Origin of the sequence: Neobacillus terrisolis (assembly GCF_051233475.1) — a bacterium.
GTDB lineage: Bacteria > Bacillota > Bacilli > Bacillales > Cytobacillaceae > Bacillus_BU.
This window is the reverse complement of record NZ_JBKFGH010000008.1, coordinates 204,290-223,970: the sequence shown is the minus strand read 5'-3', so window position 1 is coordinate 223,970 and position 19,681 is coordinate 204,290. Positions and strand designations below refer to the sequence as shown.

Sequence of the window (19,681 nt, the reverse complement as noted above, 5' to 3'; positions counted from 1 at the left end):
CAACAAAATTCTTATACGACAGTATAGCCCCCATCATGATGAGAAAACTAAGTCAATATAAAACTTTATGGGGGATTTAAATGGATTTCAAGGAAATCAGCAAGCTGGAAAAACCAATGTTCATCTTATTGTTAGGTGTGCTATTGTCTCACTTGGGCTCCTATATGGTGACGCCGATTTTGCCAATCGTGTTAAGGGTTGAAGGAGGATTAACACTGGTTCAGATTGGTTCAGTCCTTGCTGCGATCGCCATTTCCTTTCAAATCGGCAGTATTTTAGGCGGTTTTTTAGCTGATCGAATAGGGAGAAGATTCATTATTGGATTGGGAGCGTTCATTGCGGCCGGGGGATTAATCGGGTTTGGCTTATTTACTTCTTATTTGTTGCTCTTATTAACAGCTGTTACCTTGGGAATCGGCAATGGGTTAAATGCCCCTTCAACAAAAGCTGCCATCGCAGCGTTAGCCTCGAAGGAAAATCAAACGACGGCTTTTTCGCTGCGTGGTATTGCGGCCAATGTTGGAATCGTGATTGCAGGGCTTACTGTTTTCTTCTTCATTACAGGCACTGCAAAAATAGCTTTTTGGATTGCTGGAATCATCTATATTGTGTTGGGGGTAAAAAGCTGGTTATTGCTCCCCAAAAACTGTGGAGATGCTCCTTGTCCGGAACTCCCGGTTGGCGCCTACAAGGCGGTTTTAAAAAACAAACCGTTTCTCGTATTTGGCGGAGTCGGGATTTTAATTTGGGCTTTATATGCCCAGCTTTCGTTAGCTTTGCCATTGCGAGCCGCTGAAATTTTACCGGATCCGAAAAATGTTTCATTAATATGGACGATCAATAGCATCATCGTTATTTTTTCACAAGGGTTTGTAACAACTTGGATTATTAAGCGTCTACATCCTTTAACTGCAATGGGAGTTGGCATGCTTTTTATCGGCTTTGGCGTTGGATCGTTATATTGGTCCAGTGCGTTTATTCATTTAGTGTTTAGCGGGGCGATTTTTATCATCGGAGAAATGTTAATTATGCCGACGATTGACAGTACTGTATCACAGCTTTCAAGAGCAGATTTAATTGGGATCTTTTTTGCTTTGGCCAATGTTGTGTCTGGTTTAGGGGAGGCATTTGGAAAATTTGTTGGCGGAAATCTTTTGGCATTAGGGACGAAAGCAGCCTATTTGCCGTGGACTGTTTATTCTATTACCGGTATTTTATTATTTTTCGAGGTCGTGTTTCTTTTAAAACGCTGGAAACCACTGGAACTGGCTTTACAAGCTGCCGCCAATAAACCAAATAAACCAAACCATGCTCCCAGGGTTAGCTCAGGGCCAGTCCAACACCCTTCCCATCCATTTGGTAGCTGGATACCGGAAGTGTTTTTACGGAAAAGAAGAAATACATAAGTTTCTATTCAGTTCATTTTTCTATAAAATAAATCTTATGATTCGGCCAGACGACATAGGAGTGAAATAGGAAAAATGAATGAACAAGTAGTGGAGCTGCTTCAAAATTATAAACCTTATGCTTTTGCTATTAGCATTGTTATTAATATTATCATTAGTATTTTTGGGCTTGTTCCAAGTTTGTTTTTAACAGCAGCAAACTTAGTTGTCTTTGGTTTTTGGAAAGGGACATTGGTTTCCTTCATTGGTGAGGGGCTGGGGGCTGTTGTTTCTTTTATTATCTATCGAAAAGGGTTACGAAAGGTTGCGGAAACAAAGGTGTTTCATCGTCCTTTAGTAAGAAGGCTTCTTGAGGTGGAAGGAAAACAGGCGTTTATGCTCGTTCTTTCATTACGGCTTCTTCCGTTTGTTCCTTCGGGTGTCATCACTTTTTTTGCAGCAATCGGGAAAATGACCCTTATGATTTTTGCTCTTTCCAGTACGCTTGGGAAACTTCCTGCATTGTTGTTGGAAGCTTACACAGCCAATCACATGATCCAATGGACCTGGCAAGGAAAGGTTATATTAGCCGTTTTAGCTATGATTTTGTTAATATCCGTTTTAAAAGGCTTATATAAGAAAACATAATTTATTTTTAAATTGAGAAAAATGGGTATCATTCTACTTTACATACCATAGAGGGGTATGGTAATATACAATTAAAGGAGGTTGAGTTAATGGATCAATCCAATCCTAATGAAAAGACATTACAACATAATGACCATTGCGACACTGAAAATTCAGTGACGAATGAAAATACAGCATGCCATATAAGTTCCGGTCGGAAAAGTCATCATTCCGAAAAAACGAAGCAAAACCTAATCACAAGGTTAAACCGAGTTGAAGGTCAAATCCGCGGAATAAAGGGATTAATCGAGAAGGATACTTACTGTGACGATGTCATTACCCAAATTTCGGCAACTCAGGCAGCCTTAAATAGTGTGGCAAAAATTTTATTAGAAGGTCATCTGCGAAGCTGTGTGGTAGAACGAATTCAAGAGGGCGATGACGAAATCATTGATGAATTGCTTACTACGATACAAAGATTAATGAAAAAATAGGAAGGGGAAAGAATAATGGAAAATACAACTTTACAAGTAAAAGGAATGTCTTGTGGTCACTGTGTTAAAGCAATTGAGGGAAGTGTTGGGGAACTAAACGGTGTTGAAACCGTTAAAGTTGATTTAGGAGCTGGGGCCGTTAGCATCACCTTCAATCCTGAACTAGTTACGGTAGAGAAAATTAAAGAAACAATTGATGATCAAGGTTATGATGTAGAATAAACATTAACGTGCTAGAAGTAGCACGTCCTTTTTTGAAAAAAACATACCCGACTGGGGTATATGGGAGTTGGTTTTATGAGCCAAAATCTTAAAGAAACATCAATGCAAATCACAGGTATGACCTGTGCAGCATGTGCAGTCCGCATTGAGAAAGGTCTAAACAAACTAGATGGTGTAGAGGAAGCAACCGTCAACCTTGCCTTGGAAAAATCAGCGGTTAAATTTGACCCAACCAAAACGAATATAGAGGCGATCCAGAAAAAGGTTCGGGATTTAGGCTATGATGTGGTAACGGAAAAGGCCGAGTTTGATATTACCGGAATGACCTGTGCGGCTTGTTCTGCCCGGATTGAAAAAGGATTAAATAAATTGGAAGGTGTCCTGAAGGCGAATGTCAATCTTGCCTTAGAAAAGGCGACTGTTGAGTACAATCCTGGAACACTTAGCAAAGTAGACATTATTAAAAAAGTAGAAGCGTTAGGATACGGAGCAACTATTAAAGAAGAGGCGAATCCACAGGATGCGGCGGATCATCGCCAGCGTGAAATAGAAAATCAAACAGGCAAATTTTTATTCTCAGCGATTCTATCGATTCCATTGCTTTGGGCGATGGTGGGGCATTTTAGCTTTACTGCGTTTATTTGGGTACCGGATATGTTTATGAATCCTTGGTTCCAGCTTGCGCTTGCAACGCCAGTTCAGTTTATTATCGGTAAGCAATTTTACGTAGGAGCATATAAGGCTTTAAAAAACGGCAGTGCCAATATGGATGTACTTGTGGCGCTTGGGACGTCTGCTGCGTACTTTTACAGTCTCTATCTTTCAATCGTTTCGTTAACGGAAACGGCTCACACGGTGGAACTTTACTATGAAACAAGTGCCGTATTAATTACTTTAATCATATTAGGGAAGCTGTTTGAAGCAAAGGCAAAAGGGCGTTCCTCCGAGGCAATTAAAAAATTAATGGGACTCCAAGCGAAAAACGCGATTGTTGAACGCGATGGGGTTGAGAAGGAAATTCCGCTTGAAGAAGTGGTCGTTGGAGATATTCTTCATGTGAAGCCGGGTGAAAAAATTCCGGTTGATGGCAAAATTATCGACGGTCAGTCGGCAATTGATGAATCGATGCTTACAGGCGAAAGTGTACCGGTTGATAAGACAATTGGCGACACTGTTATTGGAGCAACCATTAATAAGAATGGATTTTTAAAGGTGGAAGCAACAAAGGTTGGTAAGGATACTGCGTTAGCTCAAATCATAAAGGTCGTTGAAGAAGCACAAGGCTCTAAGGCACCAATTCAACGGTTGGCCGATAAAATCTCCGGCGTGTTTGTTCCAATCGTAGTCGGGATTGCCGTTGTAACCTTTCTAGTTTGGTATTTTGCCGTTGCGCCTGGTGATTTTGCAGAAGCATTAGAAAAATTAATCGCTGTTCTTGTTATTGCTTGTCCGTGTGCATTAGGTCTGGCAACACCGACTTCGATTATGGCAGGTTCAGGTCGTGCCGCTGAGTTTGGGATTTTGTTTAAAGGTGGAGAGCACCTCGAAATGACACACCGTATCTCTGCAGTGATTTTAGACAAAACCGGAACGGTCACGAACGGGACACCTGTATTAACAGATGTTATTCTTGCCGGCAATGAATCGGAGGAGTCTGAATTCCTGGCATTGGTGGGCTCTGCGGAGAAGCAATCAGAGCACCCATTAGCGCAAGCGATTGTTCAAGGGATTAAGGATAAAGGAATTGCGTTAAAGGATGTTTCTGGGTTTGAAGCAATCCCAGGCTTTGGGATTAAAGCAACTGTTGACGGGAAAATAATGCTAGTTGGAACACGGAAATTAATGTTACGAGAAAATGTTGAAATCGGGTCAGCGCTTGATACGATGGATGCGTTTGAAAAAGAAGGGAAGACTGCGATGCTGGCAGCTGTTGACGGTCAGTATGCAGGAATTGTTGCTGTCGCCGATACAATTAAGGAAACTTCCAAAGAAGCGGTTCGCCGACTTAAAGATATGGGCCTCGAAGTCATCATGATTACCGGTGATAATCAGCAAACGGCTAAGTCGATTGCGGCTCAGGTTGGAATTGATCATGTTATCGCAGAGGTTTTACCAGAAGGCAAAGCGGATGAAGTGAAAAAACTGCAGGCCCAAGGTAAAAAGGTAGCAATGGTTGGAGATGGAATCAACGATGCCCCGGCACTTGCAGTTGCAGATATCGGGATGGCAATTGGTACTGGTACGGATGTGGCAATGGAGGCAGCGGATATTACCTTGATTCGCGGGGACTTAAACAGCATTGCTGATGCGATCTTCATGAGTAAAAAGACAATCCAAAACATTAAGCAAAACCTGTTTTGGGCATTTGGGTATAATACACTAGGAATCCCCGTTGCAGCACTAGGGTTTTTAGCACCTTGGCTTGCAGGCGCGGCAATGGCGTTCAGTTCGGTGTCGGTCGTATTGAACGCGCTTCGTTTGCAAAAGGTTAAACTATAGAAATTTGTGGCTCGTTTTTATCAAAGACAATGAAGAGTTCTTTGAATAATTTATAGGGGTGACTTTGCAATGATAAAAAAATGGGTGTTTGCTGCGATTGCCTATTTAATGATTGTTATGGTGGGCTTTGGGATTTATAATGCCACTGTCGAACATGAACCAATGAATATGGATCAAAAAGAAGCAAACCACGATTAATGAATAAATCAAAGGCATGACGGGTAAAATCACCTGTCATGCCTTTTTAGTTAATATTTGATAAAAATTTCCTTGTAATCTTGTAAGCGAAGCATTAATCTATCAAGCTCATAAACTCTTCCTTTAGTTGAACCGAAGTATGTGAGGTCTAATTTTGAGAGAAGATAGTTAGCAACTGTAGGTGATGGAAGGTGGAGAAACTCAACACATTGGCGATTAGTGATTGTTGTATTGATGAGGAAGAAATAATCTAAAAGAGTCGGAATATGGGCAATTTTTGAGGTGTATGTGCATATAGGACAAAACCAAGTTCCATGCTGCCGAACCATTGCAAACTTTAAGCATTTTGGACACTGGACACCAGGGATAATTTCAGTTTGCTTGATTCCGTAAAATTGTAATGGATTATACTCTCTAGGGGTATGGTGTTTTAATAGATATTTAATTAATTTTTTCATTTCTTTTTGGCTGATAGCTTGCTGATGGTGGATTTTATTTAAGAGTTCAACTTGTTCTGGAATTCGATGGGCAAAACATACCTTTTGCTTTGAAATGGGATTAGAGGTGTCAAGCTTAGTTGAAGGGTTACTAATAACAACAACGTATTCGATCGGGAGATTGCCAAAATTCCAACTTTGAAATAACGTATCTAATTGTTGTTTTTGCCTTTTGGCTTGGGTGATCGGGTCTTTAAATGCATCCTCAGTACCATTGTGAGATCTAATCAGTTGATGGAAATGAGGCTCGAAGAATAATGTGCCAATGATATTTTTGATTTCATTGATTAGAGCATAATGGTGGGAAAGAATGAGCGTGTCAATTTGAAAGTGGAATGGGCCTGATGGTAAGCGGAGGTCGTTGAAAATATGGTAGTCATTTTCGGGGAGGAATCTTAATTCTCGATCAGCGGCTAATTCACCATAATAACCCGCAATTCTTTTTGCTAATCTTTCCTCAATCTCGGCTCTTCTTGGAATGGTAGGTCGAGTTCTTCTCAATAATGCCTTGTCTTTAAGTATTTCTATTGGTATTCCTCGTTCTTTTTCAATCACATTCTCAACTCCTTTTACTTTTTCCTGTTTTATTTCGCTGTTTTATGGTGAAATTCCTTTAAATTGGGTGGTGAGGGAACCCGAAATATTTTTATCTGTAAAAAAATGATTTTATCGAGAAAAATGAACAATATATCTGTAAAAAAATCAATATATCAAGAAAAACCAACAATATATCTGTAAAAAATTGATTTTATCAATAAATTGACTTTTTTTACCAAAATTGAACAAAAAAACAGTACGATAACTCATAAACCTCGAGTCACCGCACTGCATTTCTTAAATCAACTTCACCTTAAAATACCCCGCTACCTTCGCTTGCAAATCCGCTAACTCCTTCACTCCGTTCAGCGTCGCCAGCATCCCTTGAATGACCGGTTTTCGCGGAGCATCGCTTTTGATTTCTTCCTCTATCACCTCTAAAGACACGACCAGTTCCGGAGCTGGAACCTTTCCTTTAGCAGCAGCAATGATCTTTAATAGTTCACTTTTTCCATTTTTCTTTTCGAACAACGAGACGACTGGGAATTCAAGAATGACCGGTGCTTCGCCAGAATCTTTGAGTCCTTCAACCAAACTATCTATTCTTTTTAAAATAAACCGCGCTAAGTAATTGAAATCAAGAGGCGTTTTATTAAACATAATCATTTCAAAATAGCTTTTGTTTATGCCTTGCACGATAAGGGTGAGATCGATTAAATAAGGTCGAATCTCCTCACCATATATGGTAAGAAACGCCTTTTGGAAGAAAATTTGCGATTGCTCGCGCATCCTGGAAAGAAAATTTGCAATTTCATTATTAAACGGAATCGCTTGTTCCCGGGCCTGCATAATAATAAATTCTTTATGTTTGCTCATTTCTTCAAACTGACTGGCCAGTTGCTCCACAAATAGCTCTCGAGGCGGTAGATTTTTGGATTCTATTTCATCTAATTGTGTTTTAATTTGATCATAATAATACTCAAAAATGGAGAGAAGAAGTGCTGTTTTCGATTTAAAATAAAGGTAGAAGGCCCCTTTTGAAATTCCGCACTCTGTTGCGATATCCTGGATTGATGTTGCTGTAAATCCCTTGATGGCAAATAGTTTTATGGCTCCTTCGATAATGGCAATTTCTTTTTCCTTCATGAGCACTTGGTACACATCCTTATTTTCTGTATGCTTAAGAAAAATTTAATGTTTTTTTAATTGACTATGACTGACTGGTCATTTACTATTATTAACGAACATGACCGATTGGTCAATGTTGTTTTTTTACGATAATAATAATCGGTTATTCACCTATTCATCACAGGAGGTCTAAAATGAACGGAATCATCAATTTTGTTTTGAAAAACAAATATGCTGTCTGGCTGATTACTTTTATTATAACAGTTGCCGGGCTATATTCTGGAATGAACATGAAGCTTGAAACCATTCCGAATATTAATGTTCCTGTAATTAGTGTTACTACTATCTATCCTGGAGCTACACCACAGGAGGTTGCCGATCATGTAACCAAACCGATCGAGCAAGCGGTTCAAAACCTTAATGGTGTAAGTGTAGTCAACTCTTCATCCTTTCAAAACGCTTCTTCGCTTCAAATTGAGTATAAATATGAGAAAAACATGGATGAAGCTGAGGATGAGTTGAATAAAGCATTAGCGAAAACAACCTTCCCGGAAGCAGTTCAGGATCCGAATGTTGCTCGGATTAGTATGAATGCATTCCCAATTTTAGCGGCAAGTGTTGCGAATGACAAGCAGTCGCTCGCTGCTCTTAGTAAAACGGTTGAAGATGAGATGATTCCAGCCTTAGAAGGTTTGGATGGAGTCGCTTCCGTGCAAATTTCCGGACAGCTAATTGACGAGGCGGAGCTTGTTTTTAACAAAGAAAAAATGGCTCAGTATGGTCTGAGTGAGGAAACGGTTCAGGGGATCATTAAGGGATCAAATGTTTCGATTCCACTCGGTCTGTTTACATTTGGAAATGAAGAAAAATCCGTTGTCGTGGATGGCAAGTTGATCACCATCGATGACCTTAAGCAAATGGAGATTCCGGTCATCCCGTCAACGGCCGGACAGAGTGCAGCTGGAGCAGGAATGCCAAGCGGTATTGGATCTCAAACAAGTGCCGGAGCCCAAGCAGGAATGCCAAACAGCACCGGAGCGCAGGCAAGTCCCGGAGCTCAAACTAGCACCGGAACTCAAGCTGGCTTAACAACACAACCTAATTCGGCAGTGCAACCCGGCACTACCGCTCAATCTCAGCAAATGCCTGGTCTCCCAACCGTTAAACTAGGTGAAATCGCCGACATTAAAGTGGTTGGTAAAGCGGAATCTGTTTCCCGCACAAACGGAAAAGAGTCAATCGGACTTCAAATTGTCAAGGCAGCGGATGCCAACACCGTTACTGTTGCAAATGATGTAAAAGAAGAACTCGCCAATTTTGAAGATGAGATTAAAGGCTTGGATGTTCATACAACGTTTGACCAAGCAGAACCGATTGAACAGTCGGTCAGCACGATGTTGAGCAAAGCGATTTTTGGCGCCATTTTTGCAGTCGTTATTATCCTGCTGTTCCTGCGAAACTTTAAATCAACGCTTATCTCAGTTGTATCGATTCCATTATCGCTCTTGATTGCCGTTTTAATTTTACAACAATTAGATATTACGCTTAACATGATGACGCTAGGTGCGATGACGGTAGCAATTGGCCGTGTCGTCGATGACTCAATTGTTGTCATTGAAAACATTTTCCGCCGCATGTCGTTACCAGAAGAGAAATTGCGAGGCAAGGCGCTGATTCGAGAAGCCACGAAAGAAATGTTTATGCCAATAATGTCCTCAACGCTCGTTACGATCGCCGTCTTTTTACCGATGGCTTTAGTGAGCGGGATGATTGGTGAAATGTTCATGCCGTTTGCGTTAACCATCGTGTTTTCGCTATTGGCTTCATTATTAGTGGCGATCACACTCGTGCCGATGATGTCGCACTCTTTGTTTAAGAAAAACTTAAGCGGGGAAAAGGCTGGGCATCATGATAAACCTGGTAAGCTAGCCGGGTGGTACAAATCGATTTTAAATTGGGCATTAAACCATAAAATCATCACATCAACGATTGCGGTGGTATTGTTAGTAGGCAGCTTTTTCTTAGTGCCACACATTGGGGTCAGCTTCCTACCATCCGATGAAACGAAAATGATCATCGCTACTTATAAGCCGGAGCCGGGTCAAACTCGGGCTGATGTTGAAAAAATAACATCGGAAGCCGAACAATATTTACTTGATCGAAAAAATGTCGAAACGGTGCAAATGTCTTTAGGCGGTCAGAATCCAATGAATCCAGGTAGCGGTAATGACGCAATGTTCTTTATTGCCTATCAGGATGATACGAGTAATTTTGAGAAAGAAAAAGAAACGGTTATTAAAGAACTTCAAGATAAGACTAATATGGGCGAATGGGCGAATCAAGATTTCTCGGCCCAGGCTGGCGGCAATGAGATTGTTGTCCGTGTCTTTGGTGAAGACATGAAAGACATTGAGCCTGTCGTTAATGTAGTATACGATATTATGAAAGCTGACAAGCGCTATAAAAAGGTAGAAACGAGCATCGCCGAAACATATGATGAATATGTTCTCGTGGCCGACCAGGAAAAGTTAAGTAAACTTGGACTAACAGCTGGTCAGGTTGGAATGGCGTTAATGCCAAATCAACAGCGTCAGGTTATCACCACAGTGGAGAAGGATGGCGAAGAGTTAAATGTTTACCTTCAGGTTGAAAAGGAAACAACCGCCACTGTCGAGGATTTGACGGGTAAAACAATTCAGTCACCACTTGGCCTACAAGTTCCAATTAGTGAACTTGTAAAGGTGGAGGAAGGCAAAACATCTGATACAATCACGCGCCGTAATGGGAAAATTTCTGTCCAGGTAAGCGGAACACCGAAAACAGATGACGTTGCAGAAATATCCACAAACCTTCAAGCAGATTTGGATAAAATAGATACTCCTGATGGCGTCGACATTTCGATGGGTGGGGTTACTGAGGACATTCAAGAAGCCTTTACCCAGTTAGGTTTGGCCATGCTTGCAGCAATTGCGATTGTATATTTGATTCTGGTGATAACCTTTGGTGGCGGCCTTGCACCATTGGCGATTCTGTTCTCACTGCCATTTACGATTATCGGTGGTTTAGTCGCTTTACTAATCACAGGAGAAACGATCAGTGTATCTGCCTTGATCGGTGCGTTAATGTTAATCGGAATTGTTGTTACAAATGCGATCGTGTTAATCGACCGTGTGATTCACAAGGAGCGCGAGGGCTACAGCACCCGTGAAGCGTTGTTAGAAGCGGGGGCGACCCGACTTCGTCCAATCTTGATGACGGCCATTGCAACGATCGGTGCCCTTCTTCCATTAGCATTTGGAATGGAAGGCAGCGGACTTATCTCAAAAGGGATGGGTGTCACTGTAATTGGCGGCTTAACAAGCTCGACATTATTAACTTTGTTGATTGTGCCAATTGTTTACGAGATTTTAAGCAAATTTAAACGAAATCGTATCGAAGATTAAAAGGAAAAAAGCTGACTCCCGAGGGGGTCAGCTTTTTTCCTTTTAAAAAAATCTAGTCTCCGCCATTATGTAAGCTTGCATCTGCAACAGGACTCGGCTCCCGGTCCTCCTCCTCCGCAACCGGAAAATTACTAATAATAAACGCAAATACCAATACCGTAAACAACACACTAATAAACACAAAAAAACGTTCTCGCAAAAGTTTCATTCTTTTCTAATCTCCCTTGCAAAAGATCGTGAGGATGTCCCTGACCTGGCCCGGGTTGCAGAACAGGAACACCCTCAATTTTTTAGAAAATTTCCGAACGTTACATGTTTATTAAGCAATGTGCTTATTTATTTATAATTTTTTTTACAAATGCACGAATGTATTGGGGGATTTTTTCCTTATCATAGTCTAATGAAGCAACATGGTACGAATTTTTCAGGATAATCTGGCCTTTTATTTTAGAAGAAACAGAATCTAAAATCTGCACGGAATCAGCCGGAGGAACTACATGGTCTACCGCTGATGTCAAGGTAAGCACCGGAATCCGTACATTTTCAAGTTGCTCAATCGTTAAATCGAGCAGCTGTTGCAATTCGTGAATGGCTGTTAACGGTACTTCTTCATAGGTGATTTCTTCCGCAGTTTGATCCTTTATATCCGGTGCGCCTTCCTGAATGAATCTTGGACCGCTGCTGTTGCGAAGCGCATCGTAACCTGGAACATGGAGAGCGGCATTGATTGTTGCCACACCTTTTATTTCTGGATATTTAGCTGCCAGCTGCAGGCAGAGGGCGCCGCCCATTGATTGCCCTACTACGAATACTTCTTGAACCGAATCCTTTAGCTCAAGATACGCTGCTTCAAGATCCTTGACCCAGTCCGTATACTTGGCTTGCTCCATATCATAGCTTGATGTTCCATGCCCGGTTAAGCGAGGCGCTGATACGGTAAAACCAAAGCGGTTCAGCATTTCTCCGATTTCACGAACGCTCTGGGGGGTACCGACAAATCCGTGAGATAACAGAATCCCGATTTCGTTTCCTTTTAGAAAAAATGGCTCAGCGCCAGCAAGTACATTAACTTTGGTTAAATTCATTTAATATCGCACCTCTTTCTTTAAATCATTCTTCAAGTTCGAGTGTTGTTGTTTTTGATTATAAAGGGTGAATTTTCAAAAATCAATACTAATTTTATAATTCATATAAGAAAAGTAGGGATTAATCTTTCGAAGTCCGTTCTTAGCCTTTGCAATTACGGTATTTTAAGAGTATTCTAGTAATAATAAAAAGTTGTCGGACCTTTATTGATTGCAATTATAGTATAGAAGGAAGGTGTAACAATGGTTATCAAATATTTGTCCGCTCTTATACTTCCCGGGATCGTGGTAGTATTGTTTTCGCGTGTAACCTATAACCATGTCATTGGTTTAGTATTAACGGTTGCGCTGATTGCTGCCTCGGTATATAAAGGATACACGGATTCGTGGCTGTTAATTATTGTTGACGCCTTTTCGTTAACCGCAGGTTTTTGGTATAGCACGAGCATGATTGAAAAGACGAGAAAAAGGGCCTGATATCCCTTTTGTGAAGTGTGCCACAGCTCCAGGGGTTGTGGTTTTTTGCATTTTGGCAGGTGTTGGCGGGGTGATTTTTTTCACTTGCGCCGATAAATCTTCAAAAAGCGCCGATAAAAATCAAAAAACCGCCGATAAAAATCAAAAAACCGCCGATAAACTCTCCAATAGCGCCGATAAATGGGAGAAAACCGTCGACAAATCTCCCCTGCCCCCAAAAAACGAATATTTGTTCGCTTATTATTGGTTTGTTTTCCCTCAATTGTGGTAGAATGGGGATAGTAGTTTTTTTTGAAAAAATAAACCTAAATCAGCCACCGAAAGCGCTGATATTAAATAAAGAATTCTTGAATTTTCCCATAAAGGAGGTCATAAAAGTGAAGGACCAATTCGAATTAGTTTCAAAATATTCGCCCCAAGGGGACCAGCCGCAGGCGATCCAAAAAATTGTAGAAGGGATTCGCCAAGGGAAACGGCACCAAACCTTGCTCGGAGCTACCGGAACCGGTAAGACATTCACGATTTCCAATGTTATTAAAGAGGTAAATAAGCCAACCCTCATCATTGCCCATAACAAAACCCTCGCCGGCCAGCTATATAGTGAATTTAAAGAGTTTTTTCCTAATAACGCGGTTGAGTATTTCGTCAGCTATTATGATTACTTTCAACCGGAAGCTTATGTGCCGTCTACTGATACATTTATTGAAAAAGATGCCAGTATTAATGATGAAATTGATAAGCTTCGTCACTCTGCGACCTCCTCGTTATTTGAACGGCAGGATGTCATCATTATTGCCAGTGTTTCTTGCATTTACGGCTTGGGGTCTCCGGAAGAATATCGTGATCTTGTTGTTTCGCTTCGTACAGGGATGGAAATTGAGCGAAATCAGCTTCTCCATAAGCTGGTCGATGTCCAATACAGCCGCAACGATATTGATTTTCAACGTGGAACGTTCCGGGTCCGTGGCGATGTCGTCGAAATTTTCCCGGCCTCTCGCGATGAACACTGTATTCGTGTTGAATTTTTCGGAGATGAAATCGACCGCATCCGTGAAGTGGATGCGTTAACGGGTGAAATCATGGCTGAACGAGACCATGTCGCGATTTTCCCGGCCTCCCACTTCGTTACCAGAGAAGAAAAATTAAAGGTTGCGATTCAAAATATTGAGCAAGAGCTCGAAGAAAGACTGAAGGAACTTAGAGAAAATGGAAAGCTATTAGAAGCACAGCGCCTCGAGCAGCGGACTCGTTATGATTTAGAGATGATGGCTGAAATGGGATTCTGTTCTGGAATTGAAAACTATTCCCGTCATCTAACGTTGAGACCACCAGGATCAACGCCATATACGTTATTAGATTATTTTCCGAAAGATTTCCTGCTTGTTATCGATGAGTCGCATGTAACCTTGCCGCAAGTTCGTGGGATGTTTAATGGAGACAAAGCGAGAAAGCAGGTCCTGGTTGATCACGGCTTCCGTCTCCCATCAGCACTTGACAACCGGCCGCTTACCTTTGATGAATTCGAAAAGCATATTAGCCAGGCCGTTTATGTGTCTGCAACCCCTGGTCCGTATGAACTTGAGCATACGCCAGAAATGGTCCAACAGATAATTCGACCAACTGGGCTCCTTGATCCGATGATTGATGTTCGTCCAATCGAAGGACAAATTGATGATTTAATTGCCGAAATTCATGACCGGATTCAAAAGAATGAACGGGTACTTGTTACGACCTTAACCAAGAAAATGTCGGAGGATTTGACCGACTATCTGAAGGAAATCGGTATTAAGGTTAACTATTTACATTCAGAAGTGAAAACTCTTGAGCGAATTGAGATTATACGTGAGCTTCGGCTTGGCAAATATGATGTTCTCGTTGGCATTAATCTACTTAGAGAAGGATTGGATATTCCAGAGGTTTCGCTTGTTGCAATTCTCGATGCAGACAAAGAAGGCTTCCTTCGTTCAGAACGATCGCTTATCCAAACGATTGGTCGGGCGGCTCGTAATGCTAATGGGCACGTGATCATGTACGCTGATAAGATTACGAATTCAATGGAGCTTGCCCTAAATGAAACGAAACGTCGCCGTCAGGTGCAGGAAGAATATAATCTTAAGCACGGAATAACGCCAATGACCATTCAAAAGGATATTCGTGAAGGCATTAGAGCAACGCATGCAGCAGAGGATCAGGATGAATACAAACCAGCGGCAGCACTCGGCAAGCTGACCAAGAAGGAACGCGAAAAGGTCATTGCCGATTTAGAAAAAGAAATGAAGAAAGAAGCAAAGGCCCTCAATTTCGAACGAGCCTCAGAGCTTCGTGATCTTATATTTGAGTTGAAAGCGGAAGGATGACGTAAAAAAATGGCAATGGAAAAATTGATTGTTAAAGGGGCCAGAGCTCATAATTTAAAAAATATTGATGTCACCATTCCGAGAGATAAGCTTGTCGTGTTAACGGGACTTTCCGGGTCTGGAAAGTCTTCTTTGGCCTTTGATACGATATATGCCGAAGGGCAGCGGCGCTATGTTGAATCATTATCAGCATATGCCCGACAATTTCTCGGTCAAATGGATAAACCGGATGTTGATGCGATTGAAGGACTGTCACCAGCGATCTCGATTGACCAAAAAACAACAAGCCGAAATCCTCGTTCAACAGTTGGAACCGTGACGGAGATTTATGATTATTTGCGGCTTCTATTTGCGAGAGTGGGCCGGCCAACCTGTCCGATTCATAACATTGAAATTTCTTCGCAGACGATAGAGCAAATGGTCGATCGAATTTTAGAATATCCTGAGCGTACGAAGCTGCAAATTCTTGCTCCAATTGTCTCGGGGCGAAAGGGTGCTCACGTTAAAACATTGGAGGATATTAAGAAGCAAGGTTATGTCCGTGTTCGGATTGACGGTGAAATGTATGACCTCGGTGATGAATTCGACCTTGATAAAAATAAAAAGCATTCAATCGAAATTGTCATCGATCGAATTGTCATAAAAGAGGGAATAGGATCCCGCCTCGCGGATTCACTTGAATCGGCCTTAAAATTAGGGAACGGTAGAGTATTTATCGATGTAATAGGCGAAGAGGAGCTATTGTTCAGCGAAAACCATTCCTGTCCGCATTGTGGATTTTCAATTGGGGAACTTGAACCGCGGATGTTTTCATTCAACAGTCCGTTCGGAGCGTGTCCGGAATGTGATGGTCTTGGTTCAAAGCTCGAGGTAGATGTGGATTTAGTGATTCCAAATCGCGACTTGACGTTAAAGGAAAATGCAATTGCACCGTGGGAATCGATCAGCTCTCAATATTATCCGCAGCTGCTTGAAGCAGCCTGCAACCATTACGGGGTTGATATGAATGTGCCCGTCAAGGACATTCCGGAGCATTTGCTCAATAAAATCCTGTACGGCTCGGAAGGTGAGAAAATTTTCTTCCATTATGAAAATGACTTTGGGCAGATGCGCGAAGGCTATATCGAATATGAAGGGGTCATTCGTAATGTCGAGCGCCGTTATAAGGAAACGAGTTCCGATTTTATCCGTGAGCAAATGGAAAAATATATGGCCCAGCATCATTGTCCGAAGTGTAAAGGCTATCGCTTAAAGCAGGAAGCAATGGCAGTGTTAATTTCCGGCCGACATGTTGGTGAAATCACATCTTTATCAGTCGTTGAGGCGCATCAGTTTTTCGAAAACCTGCAACTCACTGAAAAAGAAATGAAGATTGCTAACCTCATTTTCCGTGAAATTAGGGAACGTCTCGGTTTCCTGATTAATGTCGGACTTGATTATTTATCATTAAGCCGGGCAGCTGGCACCCTTTCCGGGGGTGAAGCTCAGCGGATTCGCCTAGCGACACAAATTGGTTCACGCTTAACCGGAGTCCTGTACATTTTGGATGAACCTTCCATTGGACTTCATCAACGGGATAATGACCGGCTGATTAGCACACTTCAAAGCATGCGGGATATAGGCAATACGCTGATTGTGGTCGAGCATGATGAGGATACAATGCTGGCTGCAGACCACCTAATCGATATTGGACCTGGAGCAGGGGTTCATGGCGGAACGATCATCTCGCAGGGCACACCTGAAGAGGTGATGAATGATCCGAAGTCGTTAACCGGTCAATACTTGTCTGGGAAAAAATTTATTCCGCTCCCAATTGAACGTCGGAAGCCGGATAATCGCTTTTTAGAAATTAAAGGTGCGAAAGAAAATAACCTGCAAAATGTGAGTGTCAAAATACCATTGGGTTTGTTTATTGCTGTTACCGGTGTTTCCGGATCGGGAAAAAGTACGCTAATTAATGAAATCCTTCATAAGTCTTTAGCGCAAAAGCTTAATGGTGCCAAAATCAAGCCGGGTGAGCACAAAGAAATTAAAGGAATTGGGCAATTAGATAAGGTCATCGATATCGATCAATCGCCAATCGGTAGAACGCCGCGCTCAAATCCGGCTACTTATACCGGAGTTTTTGATGATATCCGTGACGTGTTTGCAGCAACGAATGAAGCGAAGGTGCGTGGGTACAAAAAAGGACGCTTTAGCTTCAATGTTAAGGGCGGTCGTTGTGAGGCATGTCGTGGCGATGGAATTATTAAAATTGAAATGCATTTCCTGCCAGATGTTTATGTTCCGTGCGAGGTTTGTCACGGCAATCGTTATAACCGTGAAACATTAGAAGTAAAATACAAAGGTAAGAGCATTTCTGATATACTGGAGATGACGGTAGAAGATGCGGTTGTTTTCTTTGAAAACATTCCAAAAATCAAGCGGAAGCTTCAAACGATTGCTGATGTAGGTCTTGGCTATATTACGTTAGGACAACCGGCAACAACCTTATCTGGAGGAGAGGCACAGCGTGTCAAACTGGCTTCGGAGCTGCACCGTCGCTCAACCGGCCGTTCACTCTATATTTTGGATGAGCCGACAACCGGACTACATGTTGATGATATTTCGCGCCTGCTCGTCGTGCTGGAGCGATTGGTTGAAAATGGTGATACGGTTTTGGTCATTGAGCATAATCTTGATGTTATTAAAACGGCTGATTATCTAATTGATCTCGGACCTGAGGGAGGAGACAAGGGCGGAACGATTGTCGCAACAGGTACACCTGAGGCAGTCACAGAAGTCCCGAATTCCTATACCGGTAAATATTTAAAGCCTATTCTGGAACGGGATCGTGCCCGAATGTCTCAGCAAATCGCAGAAAGAGAAGCGCTCGGCAATCTCTCCTAAACTCAGAAGCTGAGTACCGCGCGGAAACTTTCCTGATTTTAAAAAATAAATACGATACTACTAAGGACCTGACAGCATAAGACAATTGGCTGTCAGGTCCTTTTATTTTTGGTTGTTAAAGAACCATCTTGATTTTAATCACTCTGTTGATTGGAGCGGAAGGTGCGAGACTCCTGCGGGAGAAGGTGTCACGGGAGACCCCGCAGGCGCTATGGCGCCGAGGAGGCTCCCGGACTCCCCCGCTGGGTCGCTGAGCACCTGGAGCGGAAATCAACAGACAAGTTTAACGCTGCATATCAAAAAAACAGGGAGGTTTTTTCAAAAAATTTGAAACTTCACCCCACTTTTGACGTAAATATCAGAGGAGATGAATGGTGGTGGAACAAGAAAAAATACTATCCGCCTTATCTTATTTCAGTGTATTTTTTTTCGGGGGGATCTTCCCGCTGATTATCTACTTTGCCTCTGGAAATGAAGAAGTAAAACGGCATTCCAAACGAGCGTTTTTTTCACATATTGTGCCGCTTATTACCGTGCCGTTTGTCATTTGGTCTATTGTTTTAGGATTAACCGGTCATCAAGCAACAGTCCCGTATGTTATCGTTCCAACGCTTATTGTTTGCTTTATTCTTGATTTGGTTGTCTTCATTTGGAACATTGTTCAAGGGATAAAAGTATTAAAACTTGAAAATTAGGTGGAGGGATTCGGTATGCAAGAGGAACGGAAACGCATATTAAAGATGGTGGAAGAAGGAAAAATATCTGCCGAAGAAGCTTTAACATTATTAAATGACCTTGAAAATTTGGAGCAGGAGAAGGAAAAGAAACAGGAAGCGCTAGTAAATGAATTATCTACGGTCGTTCAATTTGAAGAAGGAAAGAAAGAAGAGGAATCCTATCAATATAAATTCCAATCGCTTAAGGATAAAATAGTTGATTTTGTTGATTCTACCTTTAAAAAGATAAAGGATTTTGATTTGGATCTTAATTTTGGGCCTGCGGTTGAAATTTCTCATATTTTTCAGCAAGGAGAAGTAGAATTGCGGAATATCGATATCGATATTGCCAATGGTTCTGTTCAGTTTATTCCGTGGGATCAAGGAGATGTACGAATCGAATGTTCCGCTAAAATTTATCGGGCCGGCACGCAGGATGAAGCACGAGCAAGCTTTTTAAAGGATGTCCTTTTTAAAGCGGAACTCGGAACACTTCGCTTTGCAGCTCCACCGAAGTGGATGAAGGTAGATGCAGTCATCTATATTCCGCAGGTGGATTATGATAAAGTTCGTGTCCGTATGTTTAATGGACCGATAGAATGTGAAAACTTAAAGGTGAAGTCGCTAAAGGTTAAAACAGCCAATGGAAGAATTTCAGCCACTGGAATTGAGGGCATTAAAATGGACGCAGAAACCGCGAATGGGAAAATCAAAATAGAGAATAGCAGCTTGAAAGAATTAGAGGCTGAAACATTAAATGGTGCGATTCAGCTGAAGGGAGATTATTCTCGCCTTGAGATACAGTCGTTTAATGGTAATATCTCATGTCAATTAACGGGTACACAAAGTGAAAAGGTTGAGGCAAAAACGATAACCGGCAGCATTGATCTTGCCATACCTGCAGGGTTAGCTGTATCCGGGGAACTTAAATCCAATCTCGGCGGCTTTGCGGTAGAACTCGATGGAATTCAAATTGTTTCCGAGAAAACCGATATGGTTCAAAAGAGTCTCACCTTCAAGCCGGTTGTTGCTGATCAGCCACCATTTAACCTTTTTGCCGATACAAAAACAGGCTCAATTTCTGTAAAAAAATATCAATAGTAGAGAATGGATTCGATGATATCGAC

General features: G+C 41.8%; 17 protein-coding genes. 13 read left to right on the top strand and 4 right to left on the bottom strand.

The window, feature by feature from the left end; translation table 11 throughout:
* Window positions 1-80 precede the first annotated feature (80 nt).
* The 6 genes from ACI48O_RS06720 (at window position 81) to ACI48O_RS06695 (ending at window position 5,425) form a co-directional block, all read left to right on the top strand.
* Window positions 81-1,406: an MFS transporter gene (locus ACI48O_RS06720; protein ID WP_435560966.1), complete on the top strand. Its 1,326-nt coding sequence runs from the start codon at window positions 81-83 to the stop codon at window positions 1,404-1,406.
* Window positions 1,407-1,481: 75 nt separating this feature from the next.
* Window positions 1,482-2,033 carry a TVP38/TMEM64 family protein gene (locus ACI48O_RS06715; RefSeq protein ID WP_435560965.1) on the top strand — a complete coding sequence of 184 codons (552 nt, stop codon included), beginning with the start codon at window positions 1,482-1,484 and terminating at the stop codon, window positions 2,031-2,033.
* Between the two features lie 89 nt (window positions 2,034-2,122).
* Window positions 2,123-2,506 (top strand): metal-sensitive transcriptional regulator, encoded by a 384-nt coding sequence (locus ACI48O_RS06710; RefSeq protein ID WP_435560964.1) that lies wholly within the window; start codon window positions 2,123-2,125, stop codon window positions 2,504-2,506.
* 15 nt (window positions 2,507-2,521) lie between these two features.
* Window positions 2,522-2,728, top strand: a complete 207-nt coding sequence (copZ, locus tag ACI48O_RS06705) for a copper chaperone CopZ (protein ID WP_435560963.1) — start codon at window positions 2,522-2,524, stop codon at window positions 2,726-2,728.
* Between the two features lie 75 nt (window positions 2,729-2,803).
* Window positions 2,804-5,227 carry a heavy metal translocating P-type ATPase gene (locus ACI48O_RS06700; protein ID WP_435560962.1) on the top strand — a complete coding sequence of 808 codons (2,424 nt, stop codon included), beginning with the start codon at window positions 2,804-2,806 and terminating at the stop codon, window positions 5,225-5,227.
* A 69-nt stretch (window positions 5,228-5,296) separates the two neighbouring features.
* Window positions 5,297-5,425, top strand: coding sequence for a hypothetical protein (locus ACI48O_RS06695; RefSeq protein WP_435560961.1), 129 nt, complete (start codon window positions 5,297-5,299; stop codon window positions 5,423-5,425).
* 50 nt (window positions 5,426-5,475) lie between these two features.
* On the opposite strand, the gene ACI48O_RS06690 is transcribed toward ACI48O_RS06695, so the two are convergent.
* Together ACI48O_RS06690 and ACI48O_RS06685 are read right to left on the bottom strand one after the other, a co-directional pair.
* Window positions 5,476-6,477 (bottom strand): nuclease-related domain-containing protein, encoded by a 1,002-nt coding sequence (locus tag ACI48O_RS06690; RefSeq protein ID WP_435560960.1) that lies wholly within the window; start codon window positions 6,475-6,477, stop codon window positions 5,476-5,478.
* A 279-nt stretch (window positions 6,478-6,756) separates the two neighbouring features.
* Window positions 6,757-7,605 carry a TetR/AcrR family transcriptional regulator gene (locus ACI48O_RS06685; protein WP_435561044.1) on the bottom strand — a complete coding sequence of 283 codons (849 nt, stop codon included), beginning with the start codon at window positions 7,603-7,605 and terminating at the stop codon, window positions 6,757-6,759.
* 176 nt (window positions 7,606-7,781) lie between these two features.
* Here ACI48O_RS06685 and ACI48O_RS06680 point away from each other — a divergent pair, with 176 nt between their 5' ends.
* Window positions 7,782-11,030, top strand: a complete 3,249-nt coding sequence (locus tag ACI48O_RS06680) for an efflux RND transporter permease subunit (RefSeq protein ID WP_435560959.1) — start codon at window positions 7,782-7,784, stop codon at window positions 11,028-11,030.
* Between the two features lie 52 nt (window positions 11,031-11,082).
* Here the strand turns inward: ACI48O_RS06680 and ACI48O_RS06675 are convergent, their stop codons facing one another.
* Both ACI48O_RS06675 and ACI48O_RS06670 read right to left on the bottom strand, forming a co-directional pair.
* Complete coding sequence (locus ACI48O_RS06675) at window positions 11,083-11,238, bottom strand: hypothetical protein (protein ID WP_435560958.1); 156 nt, start codon at window positions 11,236-11,238, stop codon at window positions 11,083-11,085.
* A 124-nt stretch (window positions 11,239-11,362) separates the two neighbouring features.
* Complete coding sequence (locus ACI48O_RS06670) at window positions 11,363-12,115, bottom strand: alpha/beta hydrolase (protein WP_435560957.1); 753 nt, start codon at window positions 12,113-12,115, stop codon at window positions 11,363-11,365.
* A 243-nt stretch (window positions 12,116-12,358) separates the two neighbouring features.
* On the opposite strand from ACI48O_RS06670, the gene ACI48O_RS06665 reads away from it, so the two are divergent.
* The 6 genes from ACI48O_RS06665 (at window position 12,359) to ACI48O_RS06640 (ending at window position 19,655) form a co-directional block, all read left to right on the top strand.
* Window positions 12,359-12,592 (top strand): CsbA family protein, encoded by a 234-nt coding sequence (locus ACI48O_RS06665; RefSeq protein WP_435560956.1) that lies wholly within the window; start codon window positions 12,359-12,361, stop codon window positions 12,590-12,592.
* A complete protein-coding gene (locus ACI48O_RS06660) occupies window positions 12,567-12,863 on the top strand; it encodes a hypothetical protein (protein WP_435560955.1) in 297 nt (98 codons plus the stop codon). Before ACI48O_RS06665 ends, ACI48O_RS06660 begins: the two co-directional genes overlap by 26 nt.
* Window positions 12,864-12,969: 106 nt before the next feature.
* A complete protein-coding gene (gene uvrB / locus ACI48O_RS06655) occupies window positions 12,970-14,949 on the top strand; it encodes an excinuclease ABC subunit UvrB (RefSeq protein WP_435560954.1) in 1,980 nt (659 codons plus the stop codon).
* 9 nt (window positions 14,950-14,958) lie between these two features.
* Window positions 14,959-17,838: an excinuclease ABC subunit UvrA gene (uvrA, locus tag ACI48O_RS06650; RefSeq protein WP_435560953.1), complete on the top strand. Its 2,880-nt coding sequence runs from the start codon at window positions 14,959-14,961 to the stop codon at window positions 17,836-17,838.
* Between the two features lie 377 nt (window positions 17,839-18,215).
* The gene (locus ACI48O_RS06645) at window positions 18,216-18,533 is read left to right on the top strand and encodes a magnetosome magnetite crystal formation protein family (RefSeq protein WP_435560952.1); all 318 of its coding nucleotides are present in this window, start codon (window positions 18,216-18,218) and stop codon (window positions 18,531-18,533) included.
* 15 nt (window positions 18,534-18,548) lie between these two features.
* Window positions 18,549-19,655, top strand: a complete 1,107-nt coding sequence (locus ACI48O_RS06640; RefSeq protein WP_435560951.1) for a DUF4097 family beta strand repeat-containing protein — start codon at window positions 18,549-18,551, stop codon at window positions 19,653-19,655.
* Window positions 19,656-19,681 lie beyond the last annotated feature (26 nt).

Coding starts and splice junctions, on each gene's coding strand:
- ACI48O_RS06675 (WP_435560958.1), bottom strand. CDS start 11,238: ATGAAACTTTTGCGAGAACGTTTTTTTGTGTTTATTAGTGTGTTGTTT.
- uvrA (WP_435560953.1), top strand. CDS start 14,959: ATGGCAATGGAAAAATTGATTGTTAAAGGGGCCAGAGCTCATAATTTA.
- ACI48O_RS06710 (WP_435560964.1), top strand. CDS start 2,123: ATGGATCAATCCAATCCTAATGAAAAGACATTACAACATAATGACCAT.
- ACI48O_RS06720 (WP_435560966.1), top strand. CDS start 81: ATGGATTTCAAGGAAATCAGCAAGCTGGAAAAACCAATGTTCATCTTA.
- ACI48O_RS06670 (WP_435560957.1), bottom strand. CDS start 12,115: ATGAATTTAACCAAAGTTAATGTACTTGCTGGCGCTGAGCCATTTTTT.
- ACI48O_RS06665 (WP_435560956.1), top strand. CDS start 12,359: ATGGTTATCAAATATTTGTCCGCTCTTATACTTCCCGGGATCGTGGTA.
- copZ (WP_435560963.1), top strand. CDS start 2,522: ATGGAAAATACAACTTTACAAGTAAAAGGAATGTCTTGTGGTCACTGT.
- ACI48O_RS06680 (WP_435560959.1), top strand. CDS start 7,782: ATGAACGGAATCATCAATTTTGTTTTGAAAAACAAATATGCTGTCTGG.
- ACI48O_RS06700 (WP_435560962.1), top strand. CDS start 2,804: ATGAGCCAAAATCTTAAAGAAACATCAATGCAAATCACAGGTATGACC.
- ACI48O_RS06695 (WP_435560961.1), top strand. CDS start 5,297: ATGATAAAAAAATGGGTGTTTGCTGCGATTGCCTATTTAATGATTGTT.
- ACI48O_RS06685 (WP_435561044.1), bottom strand. CDS start 7,605: ATGAAGGAAAAAGAAATTGCCATTATCGAAGGAGCCATAAAACTATTT.
- ACI48O_RS06715 (WP_435560965.1), top strand. CDS start 1,482: ATGAATGAACAAGTAGTGGAGCTGCTTCAAAATTATAAACCTTATGCT.
- ACI48O_RS06640 (WP_435560951.1), top strand. CDS start 18,549: ATGCAAGAGGAACGGAAACGCATATTAAAGATGGTGGAAGAAGGAAAA.